This is a genomic window from Achromobacter pulmonis (assembly GCF_021733725.1).
Taxonomy (GTDB): domain Bacteria; phylum Pseudomonadota; class Gammaproteobacteria; order Burkholderiales; family Burkholderiaceae_B; genus Achromobacter; species Achromobacter pulmonis.
Window position 1 is genome coordinate 3,694,593 of sequence record NZ_JAIFOT010000001.1, and the last position, 21,785, is coordinate 3,716,377.

Consider the following 21,785-nt stretch of genomic DNA (forward strand, 5'->3'; position numbering starts at 1 on the left):
CCATGAAATACGCCCCGGTCCTTGCGAACCGGGGCGCGGCCTGCCTGCGCGGCGGCGTTCAGTCGTGGGCGTTGCGGGTTTCCAGCCAGACCAGCGTGTCGTGCCGCAGGGCGCGCACGCACTGCGCCAGGAAGGCATGCACCACCTCCAGCTCGCTGGCGTCGTAGCGCCGGGCCATCAACACCACTGCTTCGGCCACCCATTGGCGCTCCTGGGCCAATTGCTGACATTGCTCCTCGACCGGCCGGATCACGATCATGCGACGATCCAGCGGATGGCGGCCCCGCTGCACATAGCCGGCCGCTTCCAGACGGTTGATCAAGGCGGTGGCGCCGCCGGAGCTGATGCCCATCAACTGGGCCAGTTGCCCGGTGGGCAGGGCATCGAACTCCATGACCAATTCCAGCGCCTTCAGATCCGCCAGGGGGATACCCAGTTTCTCCGCCAGGGCCGACTGGCACGCCGCGTTGTACACGGCGAACTGCCGGCCCAGCATCAGGGCGATGTCGTCGAGCGTTCCCGGTCGCAGATCGTTATGGCGGGATTCAGGCATCACTGTGACATGCTCATGGTGGACGATGGTTTCTTGTTGCAGCATGGCGTCGCTCCCTCACGGACCGGTTGATCACTTGTTGGCCGTCAGGCCGCCCAGCAAGCCGCCCAGCAGGCCGCCGTTGGTCGAGCCGCTGCCGCTGCTGGTGCCGCCGTTGACGCCGGCCGTCACGCCGCCCAGCAGGCCACCGAGCAGGCCGCCATTGCTGGCCGAACCCGCGGAGGAACCGCTGCCGCCGGCGCTGGCCGTGCCGCCACCCGTCAGTCCGCCCAGCAGACCGCCCAGCAGGCCGCCGTTGGCGCCCGTGGTGCCGCCACCCGCGGTGCCGCCCGTGGCGCCCGTCACGCCACCCAGCAGGCCGCCGAGCAGGCCGCCGTTGGCCGCGCCGCCCGTGGCGCCGCCGAGGTTGCCAGTGACGCCGCCCAGCAGGCCGGTCACCGGGGCCAGCAGGCCGCCATTGGCGCCACCGGCGCCGCCGGTCACGCCGCCCAGGATGCCGGTGATGGGGCTGAGCAGGCCGCCATTGTTGCCGCCGACCGCGCCACCCAGGCCCAGGCCGCTGGTCAGGGACGCGACCGCGCCCGTGGCATTGGCCAGTGTGTTGCCGAGCGGGTTGGTGTTGCCCGGCGTGGCGTTCAGCAGGCCGCCGGCACTGCTGACCGCGCCGCCCAGGCCCTGCAGCACGCCGTTCAGGCCGGCGACATCACCGCCGGGCAACTGCGTGCCGAGATTGCTGACCGTGCCGCCCAGGGTGTTGAGCAGACCGGCCACCGGCGTGCCCAACTTGGTCGTGGCGCCGACTTGCTGCGTCAGGCCGACCACGGTCCCGGCCAGCGGGCTGGCGGTGGGGTCGAGGGCCGCGCCCAGGCCGCCCAGCGTCGGCTGCAGGCCCAGCGGCAGCACGTTGTCGACGGTCTTGCCGACATTGGCCAGGGCCGGTTCCAGCAAGGGCTTGGACGGGCCGTCGAGCACGCCGCCGGTGACGCCGCCGACCAACTGGTTGACCGGGTTCAGCAGGCCGCCCTGGCCCGACAGGCCGGCGGTCAGCGCGCCCACCGCGTTGGTGGCGTTGCCCAGGATAGTGGTCAGCGGTTGCGGATTCTGCGGGTCGGCATTGAGCAGGCCGCCGGTGCTGGCGACCGTCTTGCCCAGGCCTTCGACCAGGCCACCGACGCCGCTGCTCAGGCCGCCGGGCAGGCCGGTGCCCTTGACCGTGGTGCCCAGGTCCTGGACCAGGCCGCCCACTTGCTGGACGGTGCCGTCGACCGGCTGGCCCAGACCGGTGGTCGCGCCCACTTGCTGGGTCAGACCCACCACCGTGTCGACCACCGGCTTGACGGTCGGATCGAGCGCCTTGCCGACCCCACCCAGCGTGGTGTCCAGATTCAGGGGCAGGGCATTGTCGACAGCGCCGCCGGTATTACCCAGCGTGGTTTGCAGCAAACCCGTGGTGACGGGATCGGTCGGGTTATTCGGGTTGTTCGGATCGCTCGGGCCGCCCGGGTTGGTCGGCACATTCGTGCCGGGCAGGGAGGCCGAACTCTTGTCGCTACCACCACCACCACCGCCGCACGCGGCCAGGGCGCTCATCAGCGCGGCTGCCATAACGGTGGAAGTCAGAATACGTTGTACGCGTTGCGTTTCAATCTTGGCATTCATGGCGAGCTCCTGTGGGGGATGTGTCAGGCGGCGAAACTGCCCGATACATCCCTACACGCATAAACCATGCCAATATTTTCCGAATGCCGTTCGAGTCCTTTTTTGGGTTGATTTTTGTTTATAAAAAATCGTTTAAAATCAATTAGTTAAATATAAAACAGAGGGTTTGCACCAATATTGAGAATCCCCCATTTTTACGATCACGCGCAGCCTGCGAATGTTACGTTCGAGCCCGTATCAGCCGTTACGTTACGGGCGACGTTACGTAACGCGGTGTGTGCAACAGGCAAAAAAAAGCGCCTGTCGCAACAGGCGCGGGATCATCGGCGCGGCGCCTCAGAAGGCGTCGTAATACAGCGAGTAATTGGCGTTGAAACGCACGTCGCGATTGTTGTTGACGGTGGCCGAGCCAATCGGTTTGGCCACGTTGAAATCAAACAGATAGTACTTGTCGTCGGTAAAGCGCAGCCCCAGGGCCACCGAAGACAGATGGCGCTGATTCAATTGCTGCAGGCTCGAATTGTTGTACCAGGTGCGCGCATAGTCGATCAGCGCATACGGCTGCACATTGGTCAGATATTGCCAGCCGATACCGAAGCGGCGATTCACCTCGGCCGAAACCCCGACGCCCTTGTCGCCGCTCTGCTCGCCTTGCGGATAACCCATCGCGTAGCGCCAACTGCCGAAAGACACCTGTTCGGACGACGGCAGGATGTTGCTGGAGTACTGCGCGGCGCCGGACAGGGTCAGGCCGAACTGCGCCGGCAGCGCGAAAGTCTGCTTGGCATTCAGGTTGTAGCGGGTGAAATCCAGGTCGAGCACCGGCACCGCCGAATAGCCGTAGTTGGTGTTGATCTCCTTCTTGGCGCCGGCGGCGTCGAAGCCCTTGGCGACCGCCAGCGTCACGTCGGAAGTCATGGATTCCGACACCTGGATATAGCGCATTTCGAGGTTGGCCGCGCGCACTTGGGCATCCTGCTGCAACCAGCGGTCGGATGCCTTGGCCTCATAGCGGTCCTTCGAGTTGGCGGCGTACACCCCCAGCGTGCCGGTCAGCGAGCGGGTGTTGTTCAGCAGGAACGGGTAGCTGATGCCGATGCCGATGCGGTCGTTCTTGACCCGGCGATTGAAGCCCAGGTATTCGATCGCCTCGTCCTTGGGCCGCGCGTCATAGTGGTAGCCATCCACCTTGACCGCCAGGCCGTCGTTGCCCAGCGGCACGCGGATTTCGCCGGACACGTATTTGACGTCGTCGGTATTGAACGGCACCGACGCCGTCAGCTTGACCTGTTCGCCCAGCGGGGTGAGGCTGTTGGTGGCGACGTTGACCAGGGGCTGCATGCCGGTGCCCAGGTCCGCCACGCCGCCGGTCAGGCTGACCGGTTGGCGCGATGCCGCCAGCACCAGTTCGGTAGCGCCGTCGGCGCGGCGCGGCAGGTCCAGCGAGGGCGTGAATTTCACGCCGGGCACCGTGCGCATCAGATTCAGCACGCGCTCCAGCGTGGCCTGCTGCAGCGGCTTTTCCTGCTTGAGCGGCTCGGCCAGCGATTCCAGGCGGTCCTGCGCGTTGCCGATGTCGCCCTCGATGCGCACCGTGCCGATGTAGCCCTCGACCACGGTCACCACCACCAGGCCGTTGGCGAAGTTCTGGTTCTGTACCAGCGCGAACGACAGGGGATAGCCGCGCTCGCGGTACAGCTGCGTGATCTTGTCGACCTGCTGCACCAGCTCGCCCAGGCTGATCTCCTTGCCCGACAGCGGCGAAAGCAACGCGGCCACGTCCTCGAACGGTATCGCATGCACGCCGGTGACATCGAAATGCCGCGGCACGATGCGCTGCGCCAGGCGCGCCTGCAGCGCCCGTTGTTCCGGTGTCTGCGTCTGCACCACCGGCGGCGGCTGGGTGGCGCTGGGCGGGCGCTCGATCTGGGGCAGGGCATCCACCGGGTTGCCGCGCAATGGGCCGTCGGCGTGCGCCGCGCCCAGGGGGGCCAACATGCAGATCAAGGCGAGGGAAAGCGGACTTGCAGGAAGCGTGCGTCTCATGCCGTGGTGTCTCTTGTTTGCCGCAAGCGCCGTTTAAACAGGCTCCGGATAAATCGTCCGAATAAGACTTGGATATATGCGGCCGCCGTATAACTAAACCCGGTCGCGCGCCGCACAGGCGGTATGTTGCCAGCGCGGGGAGGCAATGACAAATTATTTCATTGTGACTGCCTGGGAACTGGATATAACAACAGAGCGCAATGAAATGCAATTGTGGCAACGCCGATCTCGCGTTTTCCTGCATACGGGAAAATGGTGTCGGTGAATTTCAGAATATTCGTTACAAGTAAGCCGTCGCAGTGTTGCGAATACTGGTACAAACCCTGATGTGTATTAATTGTTAATAGATAAGACTATATAAACGTTTCAAAACACATCAGGTTTACAGGCTCTCGGGAGTCCGCAGATGGACCAGGATGACCGCAACAGAATCGTCGAAAGCAGCGCGCCCGCAATGACTTGCCGGCGGCCTGTTCACGGGGGGCGCGCATGAATCCGGGCGACATCGTTCCGCTTTCGTTCAATGCCGGTCTGGTGGGGCTTTCGTTCCTGATCGCGGTGCTCGGCTCCTATGTGGCGCTGCTGGCCGCGGTCGGCATCCGTGCCGAAACGCAGGACGGCGAGATCCGCATCGGTTACATCATCATCGGCGCCCTGGCGATGGGCGGCGTCGGTATCTGGAGCATGCATTTCATCGGCATGCAGGCCCAGGAGCTGCCGTTCAGCGTGAGTTACCAGGTCGGTATGACGGTGCTCAGTTTCGTGGTGGCGGCGGGGTTTTCCGGCTGGGCCTTCTGGTATGTAGGCCGTGACCGCTTCACATTTATGCGTTGCCTGGTCGGTGGCGTGGCCGCCGGCCTTGGCGTGGCGGCGATGCATTATGTGGGCATCAGCGCCATGCGCATGCCGGCGATATTCATGTGGAACCTGCCGATGGTTGTTTTATCGGTATTGATAGCGGTAATTGCCGCATCAGCCGCGCTGTGGCTGGCTTTCAATACGCAGAACGAGTTTCAGCGCGCCGCGGCGGCTGTTTTGATGGCGATCGCGGTGTGCGGCATGCATTACACCGGCGCCGCGGCCGGCACCGTGGTCTGTACCGCCCCGCGCGATTTTTCCAGCATGCAGATCGGCGGCGTGATGCTGCCGTACATCGCGTTCGGGTTGTCGGTGGTCATGTTGCTGGTGATGCGCTGGCATCTGCAGCGTGCCTCGCGCCGGTTCCGCGCGCGCCTGGCGCAACGCATCGATTCGATCATTGAATCGGTCCCCGCGGTGGAGCCGGGCAGGACGCCCGGCTCCACCCTGGGGCCGGGTTGAGGGCCTGTCCACAGGCTTTGCGGTACCCGGAAGGGGCGAGGGTGTGGAACACGCCAGCGCACCGGCAGTTCCGGGCTTAGGGGGCCAGTGCCGTCCCGGCGGCTTGGCTCGATCATCAAGCGAGACCTCAGGAGCTCGACATGAAAGCGAAACTTGCGCAGTTCTGGAACGACGAAGATGGCATTACCGCCCTGGAATACGGGCTGATCGCGGGCACCATCGCGGTGGCGCTGGTGGCGGCTTTGGCGACATTCACGGGCGCGCTCAGCGGCCTGTTCACGTCGCTGCAGGCCAAGCTCGCCGCTGCCTCCACGTGAGGCCGCGGGGCCCGGCCGGTTGCCGGCGGGCCTGGCCGTGGCCAGGCAACGCCGGGCGGCCGGGCCGGCCGCCGCGCCTGGCGCGGAATCGATGTTGACTGCGTTTGCCGCGCGGCGGATCGAGGCGGTTGCGGGTTGACGGCGTTGCGCCCGGCGGCGTGAGCGCCGGGCGCGGCCCGGCTTTGCCAGTCGGTCAGAGAAAGGAGACGGTGTTCGTCTGGACGGACACTCCCGTTGTTGAATCCGAAACCGTCGGAAGGTCCTGCCTTGTATCCAGGGGAAGTGCTGTGGTGGCTGTTGTTCGCATGCTGGAATCTGGTGTTGGTATACACCGATCTGCGCTATCGCCGCGTACCCAACACGCTCATCGTCGCGGGATTCGCGGGACAGGCGCTGTGGTTGCTGGCCGCATGGCTGGTGCCGGCCTGGAGCTATCCGCCGCGCTGGACCGGCTGGTCCATGGCGCTCGCCGGCTTTGCGCTGGCATTGCCCTTCTTTCCCCTTTGGACCCGGCGCCTGATGGGCGCGGGCGACGTCAAGGCGATCGCCATCCTCGGCCTCTTGATGGGCTTTGCTCCCTTGTCGATGACGCTAGTGGCCGCCAGCCTGCTGGCCGGCCTGCATGCCTTGCTCTACCGGTTCATCGCCCGCAGCCGGACGTTGCCGCTTCGGGCCCGTCAGATCCCCTACGGCGCCTACCTCGGCCTGGCCGCCCTCAGCGTGGCGTTTATTCCCTTGAATTCGGACTGGTATTCGTGGTGTTCTTCCTGGTGTTCTACGCCATCCTGACGTACGCACTGGTGTTCACCGCGCAGCACTCGGTCACCCTGGCCGCGCAGGACGGCGCGCGCAAAGTGCTGCAATGGCAGCCGGGCGCCACCTCGCTGGCCATGCGCGCCAACGCCGGCCGCGATATCGCGCTGGACCGCGCCGGCTGGATCACCACCATGTCCTCGGCCGCCGTCGCCGTGGCGGTGTGCGGGGCCGCGGGCACACTCAGCAGCGCCGCCGGCGGCGCCTGCAGCGGCCAGCCGCTCAGCGCCGACCAGATCGAAGTGACGGTCAGCTACCCCTACGGCGCCAATCCGCTGATTCCCAATTTCCCCTTTCTGGCCCAGGCCCTGATGCCGCCTTCCAGCGTGCTCAGCGCGCGCGCCACGGTCCATCTGGGCAATGCCCTGGACGGGAGCAACTGATGGCCGCGCGCGCCGCCGCTCCCGCCATGCGCGGCCACGGGCGCCGCCAGCGCGGCATCGCCACGCTCGAATTCTCGTTGATGGTGACCATGCTGCTGATGTTCGTCTGCGCCGTGGTCGGCTATGGCGTGCTGTTCTGGATGCAGCAGCAGCTGGCCGCGGCCGCCTCCGAGGGCGCGCGCGCCGCGGTCCACGCGCGCTTTGCCGGCGAGGCGGACGTGCCCGGCGCGGCCTGTTCGGCGGCGATGAGCGTGTTCGGCAGCGGCTCGGCGGTTGCCTGCCGCACCACCAGCGCGCCCTGCGCCTGGAGCGGGTCGGGCGGGCAGACGGCGCAATGCAGCACCGTTGCCATGACGTTCAACGTGCAGGCCTGGCCGGTGTTGTCGACCTTCCAGGCGTTCATCGCCATGTTGCCCGGCACCGACAAAAACTGGATTCCGACCCGGCTGTCGTCCAGGGCCATCGTGCAAATTTCCCAAGGGGCGCCATGAGCAGTCTGAGCAAAATCATCGCGGGTGTGCTGCTGGCCGCGGGGCTGGTGCTGGCGTTCGTGGCATGGCGGCTGGCCTCGGCGCCGCCGCCACCCGCGCCGGCGCCGGCCAGCCCGGTGGCGACCACGCCGCCGGCGCCGGCCGAGGCGCCGGTCAAGCGCTATCCCGTGGTGGTGGCGGCCGCGGCGATTCCCGCGGGCACGCGCCTCGAAGGCGACAAGCAGCTCAGGATCGATCAATGGCAGGTGGCGCTGTCGGGCAGCTACAGTTCGATCAAGCCGCTGCAGGGAGCCTATACGCGGGTCGACCTGGCCGCCGGCGATCCATTGCTGCCGAGCATGCTGGCGCAGGGGCTGGCGCGCCAGCTCAAGCCGGGCGAGCGCGCGCTGGCGATCGCCGTCGACGAGGTGGTGGGCGGCGCCAACCGCATTGCGCCGGGGGATCTGGTAGATGTGTTCTTCGTGGTGGAAAAGGGCCTGGAGATCCCTGGCGGCCAGGCGCGCTTGCTGCAATCGCAGGTGCGCGTGCTGGCATACGGCGCGGCCTCGGTGGACGGCCCCGAGGAAAAATCCCTGTTGCCCGGGCCGCCGGGGCAACCCGCCAGGACGGCGGTGCTGGCCGTGCCGGTCGAGCATGTCAACGAACTGATGCTGGCCAGCCGCGCCGGCCGCTTGCAATTGGCGCTGCGGCCGATCGGTGACGACGGCAAGCCCGACACCCGGCTGTTCGCGCAGCGCAGCGCCGTGCTGCCCGCGCGCGCCGACCTGACCGCCGAACAACTCGAACAATTGCAGAGCGGCCCGAACCGCGCCTACGCCGGCGACAGCCTGGCTCAACTGGACGCGCCTACGCCGGCCGCCAAGCCCGTGCCGGCCCCGGCTGCCAGGCCCGCGCCGGCCCGCGCCGGCAGCGGCCGGACCGTGGAAATACTGCGAGGAGAAAAATCCGAGCGCGTGCGCTATTGAAACGTGGCTGCGCGTGGCCTGGTGCCGCCCGCGGCTGGACCTTCCCTGTTACTCAGATCCAGCAAATGAAGAGATTTCAGCGCACCACCCTGACTTGTGTCCTGTCGGCCGCGGCGGCGATGGCCGGCGGCAGCGCCGCGCTGGCGCAGACCGCGCTGCAAACCGCGCCGGGCGCCAGCGCGCCCGCGCGCGACATCGTGGTTGGCGTCAAAGGCCAGCAGACGCTCCTGCTGGACGGCGCGCCGGCGCGTATCGCCATCGGCGATCCCGATGTGGCCGACATCAAGGTGTTGCCGGCCTCCGGCAAGCGCCAGGCGGCGTTGCTGCTGTATGGCAGGAAGCCCGGAACCACGCAGTTACAGGTCTGGACCGGCGCCAACGCCGCGCCGCAGCGCTGGAACCTGCGGGTCGCCGGCGAGGTGCAGCAGGTCATGGCCGGGCGGGGCGTGTCCGGCGGCGCCAACGTCGACGTGGCGGGCGACCGGGCGGTGATCTCGGGCCAGGCCGACTCGCCACTGACGCACCAGGCCTCGGTGGCCGCCGCCAGCGCGACGGTGGGCGGCAAGAACGTGGTCGACGTGTCGACCGCCGGCACGGGCGGCGTGGTGCAGGTCGAGGTCAAGGTGGTCGAGGTCTCGCGCTCGGTCATGAAGCAGGCCGGCATCAGTTTCGCCGGCCGCAGCGGTCCGTGGGGCGGCACCAACTCGATCACCCCGGACGGCTTTTCCGCGCCGCTGGGTTTCAACAAGGGCGCGGCGCTGGCCTCGGGCTTCTCGCTGTTCTACGACTCCAATGATTTCAGCGCGCGCCTGCGGCTGCTGCAGAACAATGGCATGGCGCGCGTGCTGGCCGAGCCTACGCTGGTGGCGCTGACGGGCCAGAGCGCCAGCTTCCTGGCGGGCGGCGAACTGCCGATTCCCGAGGCTGGCGGCCTGGGCACCACCACGGTGACGTTCAAGCCGTTCGGCATCGGCCTGACCGTCACGCCCACGGTGCTGTCGCGCGAGCGCATTGCCCTGAAGGTGGCGCCGGAGGCCAGCGAACTGGACTACAGCAATGCCATCGCGGTTTCCAACGGCACCAATTCGACCACGCTGATCCCGGCGTTGCGCACGCGCCGCGCCGACACCACGGTGGAACTGGGCGATGGCGAGAGCTTCGTCATCAGCGGCCTGGTGTCGCGCCAGACCCGGGCGCTGGTCAATAAAGTGCCGATGCTGGGTGACCTGCCCATCATCGGTTCGTTTTTCCGCAGCGTCGATTACACCCAGGAGGACACCGAGCTGGTGATCGTGGTGACGCCGCGCCTGGTGCGGCCCATTGCGCGCGGTGTCACGCTGCCGCTGCCCGGGGCCAGGCAGGAGGCGGCCGATACCGCGTTCAACGCTTGGGGGTACTACCTCATGGGGCCTGCGGGCGGGCAGCAAATGCCGGGCTTTTCACGGTGAGCGATATGAAGACACATGCCAGGGAGTGGGTTGGCTTGCAGAACGGCAATCGGTTTCTGTTTTGTTCCAGGGGCGACAGCGTCGCCGCCCAGCTCGGCCAGGCGCTGGGCGACATGGGCATGTTGACCCAGGAAGTCCCGGGCGTCGAAGAATTCGGCAGGCGCCTGGCCGAGATCGAGCCGCAGGTGGTGTTCCTGGACTTCACCCTGAGCGAGGACGAACCCGGAAAGCTGTTCAAGTCGGCCGAGCTGGCGCGTCTGCTGGCGCGCATCGCGCCGGCGATCCCGCGTGTCGCGGTAGGCCTGCTGAGCCAGCCGGAAGGCGCCATCGCCGCGCTGCGCGCCGGGGTCAGCGACTTCGTCGATCCGACCGTGGCGCCGCAGGAAGTCAAGGACGTGGTGCAGCGCCTGCTGGACGGGCCGGCCGGCGATGGCCGCATGGATGGCTCGCGCCGCAGCGTGCTGCTGCTGGGCGCCCGCCCCGGCGTCGGCACCAGCACCCTGGCCGTGCACCTGGCGGGTATGGTGCAGGATCGTCTCAAGCAGCAATCCGCCGCGCGCGGCGCGGCTTCCGGCGTCAAGGGCGCCAAGCCGGCCAGCGACAACGGCAGCCACTTGCCCCTGGACAGCCGGGTGGCGCTGATGGACCTGGGCTGGCCGGTGGGCGATTGCCAGCTGTACCTGAACATCGGCGGCGATTTCGATTTCGCCGAGGCCGCGCGCAACCTGCGCCGCCTCGATTCGACCTTGCTCAGTTCGGCCATGTCGCATACCGCCAATGGCCTGAGCGTGCTGGCGCTGCCGCGCGACCTGAGCCAGATGCGCGAGGTGTCGCAATCCGATTCGCTGCTGGTGTTCGAACGCATGCGCCAGCATTTCGGCGTAGTGGTGGCCGATTCGGGCGGGTTCAGCAATCCCGAATTCGTCGCCGGCCTGGCGCGCGCCTCGCAGCATAACTGGATCGTCACCGACCAGAGCGTGGGCGCGCTGGTGTCGTTGGCCGGGCTCTTGCAGGAGCTGGAGCAGTTGCATGTGGACCGCCGCAGCCTGGGCCTGATCGTCAACCGCTACGACGAGCGCTATGGCATGACGGCGCAGCAGATCGCCGAGCGTTTCCAGCTCGATCTGATCGGCACGCTGCCGGACCGCACGCTGGCGCTGATGGTCTGTACCAACCAGGGCCACCTGTTGCACGAGGAGGCCGAGCGCGACATCTACGTGCGCGCGGTGCAGGCGCTGGCCGAGAAGCTGAGCGCGGAAGAAAACACGCCCGGCGGCCGGGCAAGCTGGCTGGCCACCTGGCTGCCCGGCGTGCACCGCCGCATGGTGGTCGAGTAACGCAGGCGGCGGGATCCCACATGATCATGACAGCGACCATAGAATTCGGCGGCGATGGCGACAAGGGCTTCGCGGCATCCAACCGCTTCCAGGAAGTCAAGACGGCGGCCTACGAACACCTGCTCTCGCGCATCGAGGAACTGGGTGCGGAGTTCGGCCGCTGGGCGCGTTCGGCGATCCAGGAGTTCGTCGACATCGAAGTGGCCAGCTTCGTGCGCCTGCGGCGGGTGCCGATCAACGAAGGCGAGATGCGTCAGATCGCCGAGGCCCTGACCAAGGAACTGGCCGGGCTGGGGCCGCTGGAGGACCTGCTGGCCGACCCGGCGGTCGAGGACATTCTCATCAACGGCTACGACAACGTATTCGTCTCGCGCCGCGGCGTGCTGGCGCGCGAGACGCTGCGTTTCACCGACAACCAGCATGTGCTGCGCATCGTGCGCCGCATCCTGGCGCCGATCGGACGCCGGCTGGACGAATCCAGCCCCATGGTGGACGCGCGCTTGCCCGATGGCGGACGCCTGAACGTGGTGATCGAACCGCTGGCCGTGGATGGCCCGATGGTCTCGATCCGGAAATTCCGCCAGGACCCGCTCAAGCCGGCCGACCTGCTGACGCTGGGCACCTTCGACGAGGACATTTACCGCCTTCTGAACGAGGCGGTAAAGAACCGCTGCAACATCCTGGTGTCCGGCGGCACCAGTTCGGGCAAGACCTCGCTGCTGAACGCGATGGCCTTTTTCATTCCAGAGACCGAACGCGTGGTGACGGTGGAGGACACGGCGGAACTGTCGCTCAACCACCCGCACGTGGTGCGGCTGGAATCGCGCCAGGGGGGCTTTGACGGCAGCGGCGCGGTCAGCATCCGCGAGCTGATCCGCAACAGCCTGCGGATGCGCCCCGATCGCGTGGTGGTGGGCGAAGTCCGCGGCGCCGAGGTCATGGACATGCTGCAGGCCATGAACACCGGCCACGAGGGCTCCATGGCCACCATCCACGCCAATTCGCCGCGCGAGTGCCTGTACCGGATCGAGATGCTGGCCGGCTTTGCCGGTTTCCAGGGCAGCGAAGACAGCCTGCGGCGCCAGATCGCCAGCGCGCTCGACTTCATTGTGCAGATCGGCCGCCTGTCCAACGGCAAGCGCCGGGTGCTGTCGGTCACGGAAGTCACCGGCATGGGCGATAGCGTGATCTCGACGCAGGAACTGTACCGCCACGAATCCTTCACCACGCCCGAGGGCGAGGAAAAGGACCGCTGGAACTGGCTCGGCATCCACCCGCATACCCCCAAGCTGGCCAAGCTGCGCAATGAACAGCGGCCGCCCGACAACGCGCCGCCCGAATCCGACGGCGGCGGCTTCTGGAGCAGGAGGCGCTGATGCTGCAAGCCGGCGTGATCGGTGGACTGGCGCTGGTGCTGGCCCTGGCGGCGGTGCTGCTGTGGCGGCACGCCAACAGCGGCCAGCGGCGCGCCGCCAGTTCGGCCTTTCTCGAAGATCAGTTGCGCCGCAGCCGCGGCGCGCCGGTCAGCGGCAAGATGCCGTTCGCGCAGGGCGCGCGCGCGCTGCGCAGCGGCTTTTCGCGCTGGGACATGCTGTTGCTGCAGGGCGGGGTGCGCCAGAGCCCGGGCTTCTACGCCAAGTTGATCCTGCCCATCGTGGTGGGCGCGCTGCTGGCCTGGGCTTTCCTGGGCTGGCTGTCGGCCCTGGTGGCGCTGGTGCTGCTGTCGGTGTTCGCCTATTTCCTGCTGTGGCTGCGCGCCGACCGGCGCCAGCGGCGGCGGGTGTCGCAGCTGCCGGCGTTCCTGGACAACATCGTGCGCCTGGTCACCATCGGCAACAGTATGGCGGCGGCCTTCCAGACAGCCGCGGCCGCCACCGACGAACCGCTGCGCGAAGTGGTCGAGACTGCGGCCGCGCTGAGCCGTTCGGCCAAGGAACTGGATGCGGCGCTGGTGCAGGTCTCGCGCCAGTACGACATGAAGGAGCTCTACATGGTGGCGGCGGTGGTGTCGGTGGCGCTGCGCTTTGGCGGCCGCAGCGACCAGGTGCTGGAACGCATGGCGGCATTCATGCGCGACATCGGCCAGGCGCGCGCCGAGCTGTCGGCCAGTTCGGCCGAGATCCGGCTGTCGGCCTGGATCCTGGCGCTGCTGCCGCTGGGCATCGCCGGCTTCATCATGGTGGCCAACAACGACTTGTTCATGGGACTGTGGGTCGACCCGCTCGGCTTCAAGATGCTGATGACGGCGGTCTGTCTGCAACTGGGTGGCTCGTACATCCTGTACCGCATGGCCAAGGCCATTTGAGGACGCCGCGGATGCCAGCGATCGAATCCTGGAATGTCTCGACCGTGCTGGCGGTGGCGTTGATGCTGGTCGCCGCCGCGATGCTGATCGTGGGCCTGAGCATGACACGGCGCCTGCGCGGGCAGGACCGCAGCCGCCAGGTGGTGGACCAGGCCCTGGCCAAGCGGGAGGGCCGCGCCAGGGCGCCGGCCGAAGCGCCGGCGCCGGCCGAAGGCGGGCAGGGGCGGCTGGCGGCGGCCACGCGCGCGGCCGATTCGTTCGGCAAGCGCCTGAGCGAAGGCCGCTTCGCCGAGGCCCTGCTGGCCGGCGAGGACCGCAAGCTGGTCGACCTGGCGGGTTATGACAACCCGGTCACGGCGCGGCAGCGCTTCATCGTGGCGCGCTTCACCCTGGCGCTGCTGTTGCCGGCCGCGGCGGTGGCGTTCGACCTGGGGCGCACGGTCAGCGGTTCAGCGCTGGGCTTGTTCGTGGCCGCGTTCTTCGGCTTCGCCATCGGCTACATGCTGCCCAAATGGCTGGTGCGCCGCCGCGTGTCGCGCCGGCGCCGGCAGGCGGCCAACGAACTGCCGCTGCTGATCGACCTGCTGCGGCTGTTGCAGGGGGTGGGGCTGTCGATCGATCAGAGCCTGCAAGTGTTGACCAAGGAATTCAATCAGGTGCTGCCGGTGCTGACGCATGAACTGCGGCTGGCGTCCGAACTGTATGTGCGCGGCCGCACCCGCGAGCAGTCGCTGGCGCGGCTGGCGACGGGCTTCGACAACGACGATCTGTCGGCCATCTGCCGCCTGATCGCGCAGGTCGACCAGCACGGCGGCGCGGTGCAGGAGCCGCTCAACCGCTTCGGCGAGCGCTTGCGCGAGAAGCGCCGCCTGGAATTGAAGGAAAAAGTGGGCAAGACCACCGTCAAGATGACGGCGGTCATGATTGTGACCTTGCTGCCGGCGCTGTTGATCGTGACCGGCGGCGCGGGTTTCGTGGCGGTATTGCGCGGTTTGTCGCGCATGGGGGGCATGTGATGGCGGGCGCGATGGGAAGGGCGCGGTGTGCGTGGCGTTGGACCTTGCTGGCGGCGGTAGTCGCGGGCGCCGGGGCGTTGGCCGGCTGCCAGAGCAACAACGCCGAGACCGCCTGGCAATTGATCCAGCAACAACAGCAGGAACAGGCGCTGATGCGGCAGCGCGAGGACGAGGCCGAGAACCGGCGCAAGCCGGCCGAGCCGGACATGATGCTGTCGATGATCGCCGAGGCGCAGCGCCAGCAGCGGTATTTCGCCTCCCTGGCCTACATCGACGCGTTCCAGCAGAAGTTCGGCAATGATCCGCGCATCGCGGTGCTGCGCGCCGAGGCGCTGCGCCAGACCGGCCAGACCGCGTCCAGCGAGCAGGCCTACCGCGCCCTGATCGGCACCGCGCAGGCGGCCGAGGGCTGGCACGGACTGGGCCTGATCGCCGGCTCGCGCGGCCAGTTCGAGCAGGCCGCCGACGATTTCGCCCGCGCCGCCAAGCTTGCGCCGATGGACCCGGGCATCCTGGGCGACCTGGGGTTTGCGCGCTTGCGGGCTGGCGATCCGGCCGGCGCGCGCGTGCCGCTGGGCCAGGCCGCCGAGCTGGCGCCGGAGAACGCCAAGGTGCTGGCCAATCTGGCCCTGCTGCTGCTGGTCGAGGGCGAGCCGGTGCGGGCCCAGAACGTGATGGACCGTGCCAGGCTCAGCGAGGAAGCGCGCGGCCAGGTGTTGCGCCTGGCGACCGAAATCCGCAGCCAGGCCGCCGCGCCGCTGGCCGTGGCGCCGGGGACGCCGGCAGGCGCCACGGCCACGGTGACGCAGATCCCGTCGGCCACCGAAGCGGCTGCCACCCGGGTATCGCGCGGGGAGGGCATCGTGCTGCCGGTCATGAGCCCCTTGATGGACAGACTGGGCAATGGCCCGATCGTGCGCTAACCAGGAACCGCCACCATGTCTCGAACCGCTACCTTCTTTTCTCTCACCCTGGCGCTGGGCGGGGCCGTGCCCTGGGCCTGCCAGGCGCAATCGAACGCGCCTCTGACCGGCGCCATGAGCGGCGGCGCGGCCCAGGCCACGCCGGTGCCGGCAGCGCCTGCGGCCGCCGCGCCGATGCCGGCCCGGCCCGTGGTGCAACAGGTGCAGACGCCGCTGCCGCAGGCCGCGGCGCCGGCGGCCCAGCCGGCCGCGCCGGCCTCCGAGGCATTCGGCGACATCACCCGCGGCCTGCTGGCGGCGCAGGCCGACGGCCGCCGTGCCGGCGCCGCGCTGCCGGTGCTGGGGGCGACGTCCACGGCGGCCTGGAATCGCTACCTCGAAAGCTTCAGCCACCCGATCCCCGAATGGTTCACCAAGCGGGTCCAGACCAATAACACCAACTAGGCGCACCAAGGAGCCTCGCCCGCCTCATCGAGCCACGGAGCCACGATCATGCCAGCCATCCCGCTTCATTCTGCGATCTGCCCGCGGCAGCGTGGCAGCATGACCGTGGCCATCATTTTCGTGGTCATCGTCGGCGTGGTGCTATTGGGCGTGGCGCAACTGGGCTACGCCTACTACATGAAGCGGGAAATGCAGAAGGCGTCGGACCTGGCCGCCTTGTCGGCGGTACAGGTACTGGGCCTGGGCGCGCCCGCCGATTGCGCCCGGGCCCAGGCCGCGGGGCAGGCGGCGGTGCTGGCCAATGTGCCCAACATCCTCGAAACCTTCTCCGCCACCGACGTGACCGTCGAGTGCAAGGTGTGGGACACCAGCCGCGCCGATGCCAACGGCATGTACGTGTTCGACCCCGCCGGCGGCCAGGCGCCGAATGCGCTGCGCATCACGCTGAGCAAGTCCCTGCGGAGCCTGTTGCCGGGGATTGCCGACGGCGCGCCGGTCCGGGTAGTTTCCGTGGCCACCAACACCCAGCCGGTCGCGGTCTTCACGGTTGGCTCGCGCCTGTTGCGCCTGCAGCGGGGCGGCCTGCTGTCGCAGTTGCTGACCACGGTCGGCGCCACCCCGGCGCAGTTGGACGTGCTTGACGCCGCCGGCCTGGCGAGTGTCAACATCACGCCTTCCGGCCTGCTGGAGGCGCTCGGGCTGCCGGTGTCGGTGGCCACTGGCGTGGGCACCCCGGAGCAACTGGCCGCGCTCAGCAACCTGACGCTGGGGCAACTGCTGCAGGCCACGCTCACGGTGATGAACAAGGCCGGCGGCACCGCCGGGGCCAGCGTCGGGCTGCTGACCGATGCCATCAACGTGGTGCTCAACGTGATGCCGCTGAATCTGCCGGTGAAGCTGTTCGGCGACGGCGGCGTGCTCGACCTCAATGTCATCGGCGGCGACGTCAGTTCGGCGCTGCAGGCCAACATCAATGCGCTCAATGTGCTGGAGACCGCGCTGGTCGTCGCCAACGGCCAGAACCTGGTGGACCTGGGGTTGAGCGTGCCGCTGCTGGGCTTGCAGTCGCAGGTGCGCATCGTCGAGCCGCCCACCATCGGCGTCGGCGGCGTCGGCGCCCAGGCCACCAGCGCCGGCATCCGCGTCTACCTGCGGGCCAACACCAGCAATATCCCGTTGGTCGGGCCGCTGCTGGCCAACACCCTGGGCACGCGCATCGACCTGCCGGTCATCATCGACGTGGCGCAGTCCACCGGCACCGTATCCAAGCTGTGTCAGGCGCCCTTGACCGAATCGCAGGCCACCATTGACGTGACATCGTCGGTGGCCAATATCTGCCTGGGGCGCTTCCCGGGCATGGCGTCCGCCGTCGACCCCGTGCAGGCCAATTTCCTGTCCCTCACCAACAGCTGCCAGCCGGGCTCGTTCGCGGCGATCCAGCGCTACCAGGTGCTGAACGTGCTCGGCATCCTGCCGCTCACCAGCAAGGTGACGCTGCCGATCTTCAATTCGACCGCGCCGGTGTCGGTGACGCTGACCGAGCCGCCATCGCCCGATTCCACCGCCACCGTCAACGCCACCTCGGTCGATCTGGGCGCGCTAGCGGGCAATCTGGCCGACGCCGTGGTCGGCGGCATCCTGGGCGATCTGATCGGCACCGGCACGCCGTTGACCGCCGCGCAGCGCACCTCGCTCGCCACTACGCTGGTGGGCGGCGGCGGCAGCAATCCGGGAAAATCGATTTCGCAGGTGGTCAACGACATGCAGTGGTCCTCGACCGCGCTCAACCAATTGGGCCAGCGCATGGCCACGGGCGGCCTGACCGGGGTGCTGGGCGGCACGCTGCAACTGGTGGGCAATCTGCTCAATTCACTGTTGCTGGCGCCATTGAGCGACCTGACTTGCGCGCTGGCGATCACCCCCGATGCCATCCGCCAATGCCGTGTCAATGCGGTGTCCTCGCTGGCCCTGAGCGGCGGCAACCAGGTGGGCGGCGTGCTGTCCATCGTGGTCACGCTGTTGCAGCCGCTGCTGGGCATGCTGTCGAACCTGCTGCAGCAATTGCTGGACATGCTCGGCCTGAGCGTTGGCCAAACCGATGTATCGCTGCTGTCCGTGGACTGCGGCAAGCCCCGTCTGGTGTATTGATGATGAAGCCCGTGATTCCCCTTCCTTCCTGGCCGGCGCGGTGGTCGCCATGACCCAGAAATTCTCGCGCGAAGAGTTCGACGTCTACGTCTGGGAAGGCACATCCGACATCGCCAGCCGCGCCGAGCGCTGCCTGGCGGGCATGGACGTGTCGCTGGTTCGCGCCGACGCCGGCACCGCGTTCCCGCCGCCGCGCGACCCGTCGCGGCCGGCCGTGGCGCTGGTGTCGGTCTCGGTCATGGGCGACAACCGCTTCAGCGGCTACGACTGGTTGTCGGGGCAGGCCATGCCGGTGATCTGGGTGGCGTCCGAGGCGCGCGGCCGCGATCCGCGCTACTACCCGCCGGAGTACTCGTACACCTTGCCGCTGGCCTTCACCACCTCGGATCTGCGCAAGTTGCTGTTCGAGCTGCTCGGCACGCTGGACCAGTTCAGCCGCAGCGCGCCGCGCCGCGAGCAGCCTTTGATCGCGGTGTCCGAGCCGATGCGGGCGTTGCTGGCCGAGGCCGACATGTTCGCCGACTGCCGCAGCAACGTGCTGATCCACGGCGAGACCGGCGTGGGCAAGGAGCGTATCGCGCGCCTGCTGCACGACCGCGCGGCCTGGTCGGACGGACCCTTCGTCGCGGTCAATTGCGGCGCCATCCCGGAAGGCCTGTTCGAGGCGCATTTCTTCGGCCATGCCAAGGGCGCCTTCACCGGCGCCGTGGGCGCGCACAAAGGCTATTTCGAGCAGGCCAATGGCGGCACGCTGTTCCTGGACGAAATCGGCGACCTGCCGCTGTACCAGCAGGTCAAGCTGCTGCGGGTGCTGGAGCAGAGCGCGGTGACGCGGCTGGGCTCGACCGTGGAAGTGCCGGTGGATTTCCGCCTGGTGGCGGCCACCAACAAGGACTTGCGGGTGCTGGTGGGCCAGGACGAATTCCGCGCCGATCTCTATTACCGCCTGGCGGTGATCGAGCTGCGCATCCCCAATCTGGAGCAGCGCGGCGCCGAGGAAAAGGCGGCGATTTTCCGCGCCCTGCTGGAACGGCTCGGGGCCGAGGGCGAGCCGCCGGACTGGTTGCTTGAACGGGTGGCCCGCACGCGCTATGCCGGCAATGTGCGCGAGCTTTCCAACGTGGCCGAGCGCGTGGCCATCGTGCGGCGCCAGTTCCAGGCCTGGGACCAGCCGCGCATCGAACGCATCTTCGACCAGTTGGCCGAGCCGCTGCGGGTGCCCGGCGCGCTCGCCGCGGCGGCCGCCAGCACCCAGTGCGAGCCGCCGGTGTTCAGCGACGCCGAGCGCGCCGAGCGGGCCCGCATCCTGGCGGCGCTCGACGTCAATGGCTGGCGCCGCCAGGACACCGCCAACACCCTGGGGATCAGCCGCAAGGTGCTGTGGGAAAAAATGCGCAAGCTGCATCTGGGCGGCGGCCAGGGCGAGACCGCCGACGGCATCGTGGAGGCCTCGTGAGGCGCCGCCGCGCGGGTCCGGCGTGGCGCAATAGGGAATGGCCCTTAGCGCGCGACACTATGGCCGTGTGCTATGTCAGCGTGTCAGCCGCGAGCGAAATAAATTGCTATAGTTCCGCAACGATTTTATTGGGGAAGGCATGAACGTCCACTTTATCCGTGCCACCGCGCGCATGGCGCTGCTGGGTGCGGCCCTGTCCGGCCTGGCTGCCTGCGCCAGCGCGCAATCCGAGCCCCCGCGTCCCACGGTGCAGCAGGTCGAGGACAAGCAGCCCGCGTCCACTCCGGTGACGCCGCCGGCGCCGGCGCCCGCGGCGCGCCCGGCCTCCACCGTGGCCGAACTGCAGGGGTTGATCCAGAACCGCCAGGTGTCCGAGCTGCGCACGAGCTACAACGGCACCTACGGCGCCAGCCTGCTGTTCAAGCCGGACGAGCTGACCTACTACGTGGCCCTGTTCCAGCAGAAGGATTTCTGGCGGGTGCTCAAGACCGAATCGGAAAAGCAGGCGGAAGCCACCTACCGCGCGTTCGCGGCCCAGTCGGCCGATCTGGCCGAAGTGGACATCAAGCGCATCAAGCTGCAGGCCGAATACACCCATGCCGAGAAACTGCTGGCCGCCCGCAATGCCGAGCTGAGCACGCTGCAGGCCGACCGCACCCTGCGCATGCAGCAGGAACAGCAGGTCGCCGCGCGCCAGGAGCAATCGCGCCAGGAAGCCACGGCGCTGGCTGATCAGCAGAAGGACGTGCGCCAGCAACTGCGCGACCTGCAACGCCAGATCGACGCGCTGCAGGCGCAGCAGGCGCAGATCGGCCGCATGCCGGCCGCGCCCAAGCGCGGCAAGTAAGCGCCGCGCACGCCAGCAAGCGGGCCCTCGGGCCCGCTTTTCATTGCCTGCCGGCCACCGCCACTGTGGCGAAAATGCCGCTGGAACCGCCTGGACCGGCCGAAATCCGCCCCGATGGCCGGCTGCCCGGGCCCATCCGGCCACTTTCTTGTATTCTGGCCGCCAGTCCCCATATTTCCACCATGGCTCTCAAAGTTTTCGACCTCCAGTGCGAACACGGCCACATCTTCGAAGGCTGGTTCGGTTCGCACGACGACTATGACGCGCAGCAGGCGCGTGGCCTGGTGTCGTGCCCGGTCTGTGGCTCGGCCAGCATCACCAAGCGGCTGTCCGCCCCGCGGCTGAACGTGGCGCATCTGCACGCGCCCGAGGCCCGGCCGGCGGCGCCGGCCGGCGCCACCGACGCCGAGAAGATGTCGGCGCTGCAGGCGGTGGTCATGCGCCAGGTGCGGGCGCTGTTGCGCAACACCGAAAACGTCGGCGCGCGCTTTGCCGAGGAAGCACGCCGCATCCATGACGGCGACGCCGACGACCGTCCCATCCGCGGCACCGCCACGCGCGAAGAGCGCGAGGCCCTGGCCGATGACGGCATCGAAGTGATGGCGGTGCCCGACTTCCTGGACGACGAGCGCCTGCAATAAGCGCGCCGGAAGGCGCCGCCCGCCGGCCCCGCCAGGCGAAAAAAAAGCGCCAGACCCCGAAGGGCTGGCGCTTTTTGGTACCTGCGGCCGGATCAGTTGTTGACGCGGCTGCGGTATTCGTTGGTGCGCGTGTCGATTTCGATCTTGTCGCCGATGGCGCAGAACAGCGGCACGTTCAGTTCGTAGCCGGTGTTGATCTTGGCGGGCTTGGTCACCTTGCCCGACGTGTCGCCACGGACGGCCGGTTCGGTGTAGGTGATTTCGCGCACGATGGTCGTAGGCAGTTCCACCGAGATGGCGCGGCCGTCGTAGAAGACCACTTCCACGGGCATCGCTTCTTCCAGGTAGTTCAGCGCGTCGCCCATGCTTTCGGCTTCGATTTCGTACTGGTTGTAGTCTTCGTCCATGAAGACGTACATCGGGTCGCCGAAGTACGAGTAGGTGCATTCCTTGCGATCGAGCTGGACGACTTCGAACTTTTCGTCGGCCTTGTAGACCGATTCGCTGGCCGAGGCGGTCAAGAGGTTCTTGAACTTCAGCTTGACGACGGCGGCGTTACGGCCGGACTTGTTGTATTCGGCCTTCTGGACCACGAGGGGATCCTTGCCGACCATGACCACGTTGCCGACTCGCAATTCCTGAGCGGTTTTCATCGATAAAACTCCGGGGGGAA

The 21,785-nt window shown here is 67.8% G+C and carries 21 protein-coding genes; 17 read left to right on the forward strand and 4 right to left on the reverse strand.

The genetic code is table 11. The annotated features are described in order from the left end of the window. Positions 1-58: 58 nt before the first annotated feature. From K2W61_RS17120 to K2W61_RS17130, 3 genes are all read right to left on the reverse strand, one after another. Entirely contained in the window at positions 59-598 is a 540-nt protein-coding gene (locus K2W61_RS17120; RefSeq protein ID WP_175132726.1) for a MarR family winged helix-turn-helix transcriptional regulator, read from the reverse strand. A 27-nt stretch (positions 599-625) separates the two neighbouring features. Next, positions 626-2,212: a collagen-like triple helix repeat-containing protein gene (locus K2W61_RS17125; protein ID WP_175132725.1), complete on the reverse strand. Its 1,587-nt coding sequence runs from the start codon at positions 2,210-2,212 to the stop codon at positions 626-628. A gap of 336 nt (positions 2,213-2,548) precedes the next feature. After that, on the reverse strand, positions 2,549-4,210 hold the full coding sequence (locus K2W61_RS17130) for a ShlB/FhaC/HecB family hemolysin secretion/activation protein (RefSeq protein ID WP_419761605.1): 1,662 nt from the start codon (positions 4,208-4,210) through the stop codon (positions 2,549-2,551). A 537-nt stretch (positions 4,211-4,747) separates the two neighbouring features. Between K2W61_RS17130 and K2W61_RS17135 the strand changes: the two genes are divergently transcribed. The 17 genes from K2W61_RS17135 to K2W61_RS17215 all read left to right on the forward strand — a co-directional run bounded on the left by K2W61_RS17135 (position 4,748) and on the right by K2W61_RS17215 (position 21,112). Further along, positions 4,748-5,578 carry an MHYT domain-containing protein gene (locus K2W61_RS17135; RefSeq protein WP_175132723.1) on the forward strand — a complete coding sequence of 277 codons (831 nt, stop codon included), beginning with the start codon at positions 4,748-4,750 and terminating at the stop codon, positions 5,576-5,578. A 140-nt stretch (positions 5,579-5,718) separates the two neighbouring features. Next, entirely contained in the window at positions 5,719-5,895 is a 177-nt protein-coding gene (locus K2W61_RS17140; RefSeq protein WP_175132722.1) for a Flp family type IVb pilin, read from the forward strand. A 282-nt stretch (positions 5,896-6,177) separates the two neighbouring features. Next, on the forward strand, positions 6,178-6,684 hold the full coding sequence (locus K2W61_RS17145) for a prepilin peptidase (RefSeq protein WP_175141541.1): 507 nt from the start codon (positions 6,178-6,180) through the stop codon (positions 6,682-6,684). Further along, positions 6,651-7,091, forward strand: a complete 441-nt coding sequence (locus K2W61_RS17150) for a TadE family protein (RefSeq protein WP_236756132.1) — start codon at positions 6,651-6,653, stop codon at positions 7,089-7,091. Before K2W61_RS17145 ends, K2W61_RS17150 begins: the two co-directional genes overlap by 34 nt. Continuing rightward, positions 7,091-7,582 (forward strand): TadE/TadG family type IV pilus assembly protein, encoded by a 492-nt coding sequence (locus K2W61_RS17155; protein WP_175132721.1) that lies wholly within the window; start codon positions 7,091-7,093, stop codon positions 7,580-7,582. The genes K2W61_RS17150 and K2W61_RS17155 overlap by 1 nt, the downstream gene beginning before the upstream one ends. Next, positions 7,579-8,547: a Flp pilus assembly protein CpaB gene (gene cpaB / locus K2W61_RS17160; protein WP_175132720.1), complete on the forward strand. Its 969-nt coding sequence runs from the start codon at positions 7,579-7,581 to the stop codon at positions 8,545-8,547. The genes K2W61_RS17155 and cpaB overlap by 4 nt, the downstream gene beginning before the upstream one ends. 65 nt (positions 8,548-8,612) lie before the next feature. Beyond that, the gene (locus tag K2W61_RS17165) at positions 8,613-9,995 is read left to right on the forward strand and encodes a type II and III secretion system protein family protein (RefSeq protein ID WP_175132719.1); all 1,383 of its coding nucleotides are present in this window, start codon (positions 8,613-8,615) and stop codon (positions 9,993-9,995) included. Beyond that, positions 9,992-11,332 (forward strand): pilus assembly protein CpaE, encoded by a 1,341-nt coding sequence (locus tag K2W61_RS17170; protein ID WP_175132718.1) that lies wholly within the window; start codon positions 9,992-9,994, stop codon positions 11,330-11,332. The genes K2W61_RS17165 and K2W61_RS17170 overlap by 4 nt, the downstream gene beginning before the upstream one ends. Positions 11,333-11,352: 20 nt before the next feature. Beyond that, positions 11,353-12,708: a TadA family conjugal transfer-associated ATPase gene (locus K2W61_RS17175; RefSeq protein WP_175132717.1), complete on the forward strand. Its 1,356-nt coding sequence runs from the start codon at positions 11,353-11,355 to the stop codon at positions 12,706-12,708. Then, entirely contained in the window at positions 12,708-13,637 is a 930-nt protein-coding gene (locus tag K2W61_RS17180) for a type II secretion system F family protein (protein ID WP_175132716.1), read from the forward strand. The genes K2W61_RS17175 and K2W61_RS17180 overlap by 1 nt, the downstream gene beginning before the upstream one ends. A gap of 11 nt (positions 13,638-13,648) precedes the next feature. Next, entirely contained in the window at positions 13,649-14,653 is a 1,005-nt protein-coding gene (locus K2W61_RS17185; RefSeq protein WP_236756134.1) for a type II secretion system F family protein, read from the forward strand. Positions 14,654-14,664: 11 nt separating this feature from the next. Beyond that, on the forward strand, positions 14,665-15,576 hold the full coding sequence (locus tag K2W61_RS17190; protein ID WP_236756135.1) for a tetratricopeptide repeat protein: 912 nt from the start codon (positions 14,665-14,667) through the stop codon (positions 15,574-15,576). Positions 15,577-15,591: 15 nt separating this feature from the next. Further along, positions 15,592-16,020 carry a DUF3613 domain-containing protein gene (locus tag K2W61_RS17195; RefSeq protein WP_175132713.1) on the forward strand — a complete coding sequence of 143 codons (429 nt, stop codon included), beginning with the start codon at positions 15,592-15,594 and terminating at the stop codon, positions 16,018-16,020. A 99-nt stretch (positions 16,021-16,119) separates the two neighbouring features. Then, the gene (locus K2W61_RS17200; RefSeq protein WP_236756136.1) at positions 16,120-18,168 is read left to right on the forward strand and encodes a pilus assembly protein TadG-related protein; all 2,049 of its coding nucleotides are present in this window, start codon (positions 16,120-16,122) and stop codon (positions 18,166-18,168) included. Positions 18,169-18,217: 49 nt separating this feature from the next. Further along, entirely contained in the window at positions 18,218-19,624 is a 1,407-nt protein-coding gene (locus tag K2W61_RS17205; RefSeq protein WP_175141509.1) for a sigma 54-interacting transcriptional regulator, read from the forward strand. A 139-nt stretch (positions 19,625-19,763) separates the two neighbouring features. Next, positions 19,764-20,471 carry a DUF2968 domain-containing protein gene (locus K2W61_RS17210; RefSeq protein ID WP_175132710.1) on the forward strand — a complete coding sequence of 236 codons (708 nt, stop codon included), beginning with the start codon at positions 19,764-19,766 and terminating at the stop codon, positions 20,469-20,471. A gap of 182 nt (positions 20,472-20,653) precedes the next feature. Then, entirely contained in the window at positions 20,654-21,112 is a 459-nt protein-coding gene (locus K2W61_RS17215; RefSeq protein ID WP_175132709.1) for a DUF1178 family protein, read from the forward strand. Positions 21,113-21,204: 92 nt separating this feature from the next. Here the strand turns inward: K2W61_RS17215 and efp are convergent, their stop codons facing one another. Further along, positions 21,205-21,765 (reverse strand): elongation factor P, encoded by a 561-nt coding sequence (gene efp, locus K2W61_RS17220; protein WP_175132708.1) that lies wholly within the window; start codon positions 21,763-21,765, stop codon positions 21,205-21,207. Positions 21,766-21,785 lie beyond the last annotated feature (20 nt).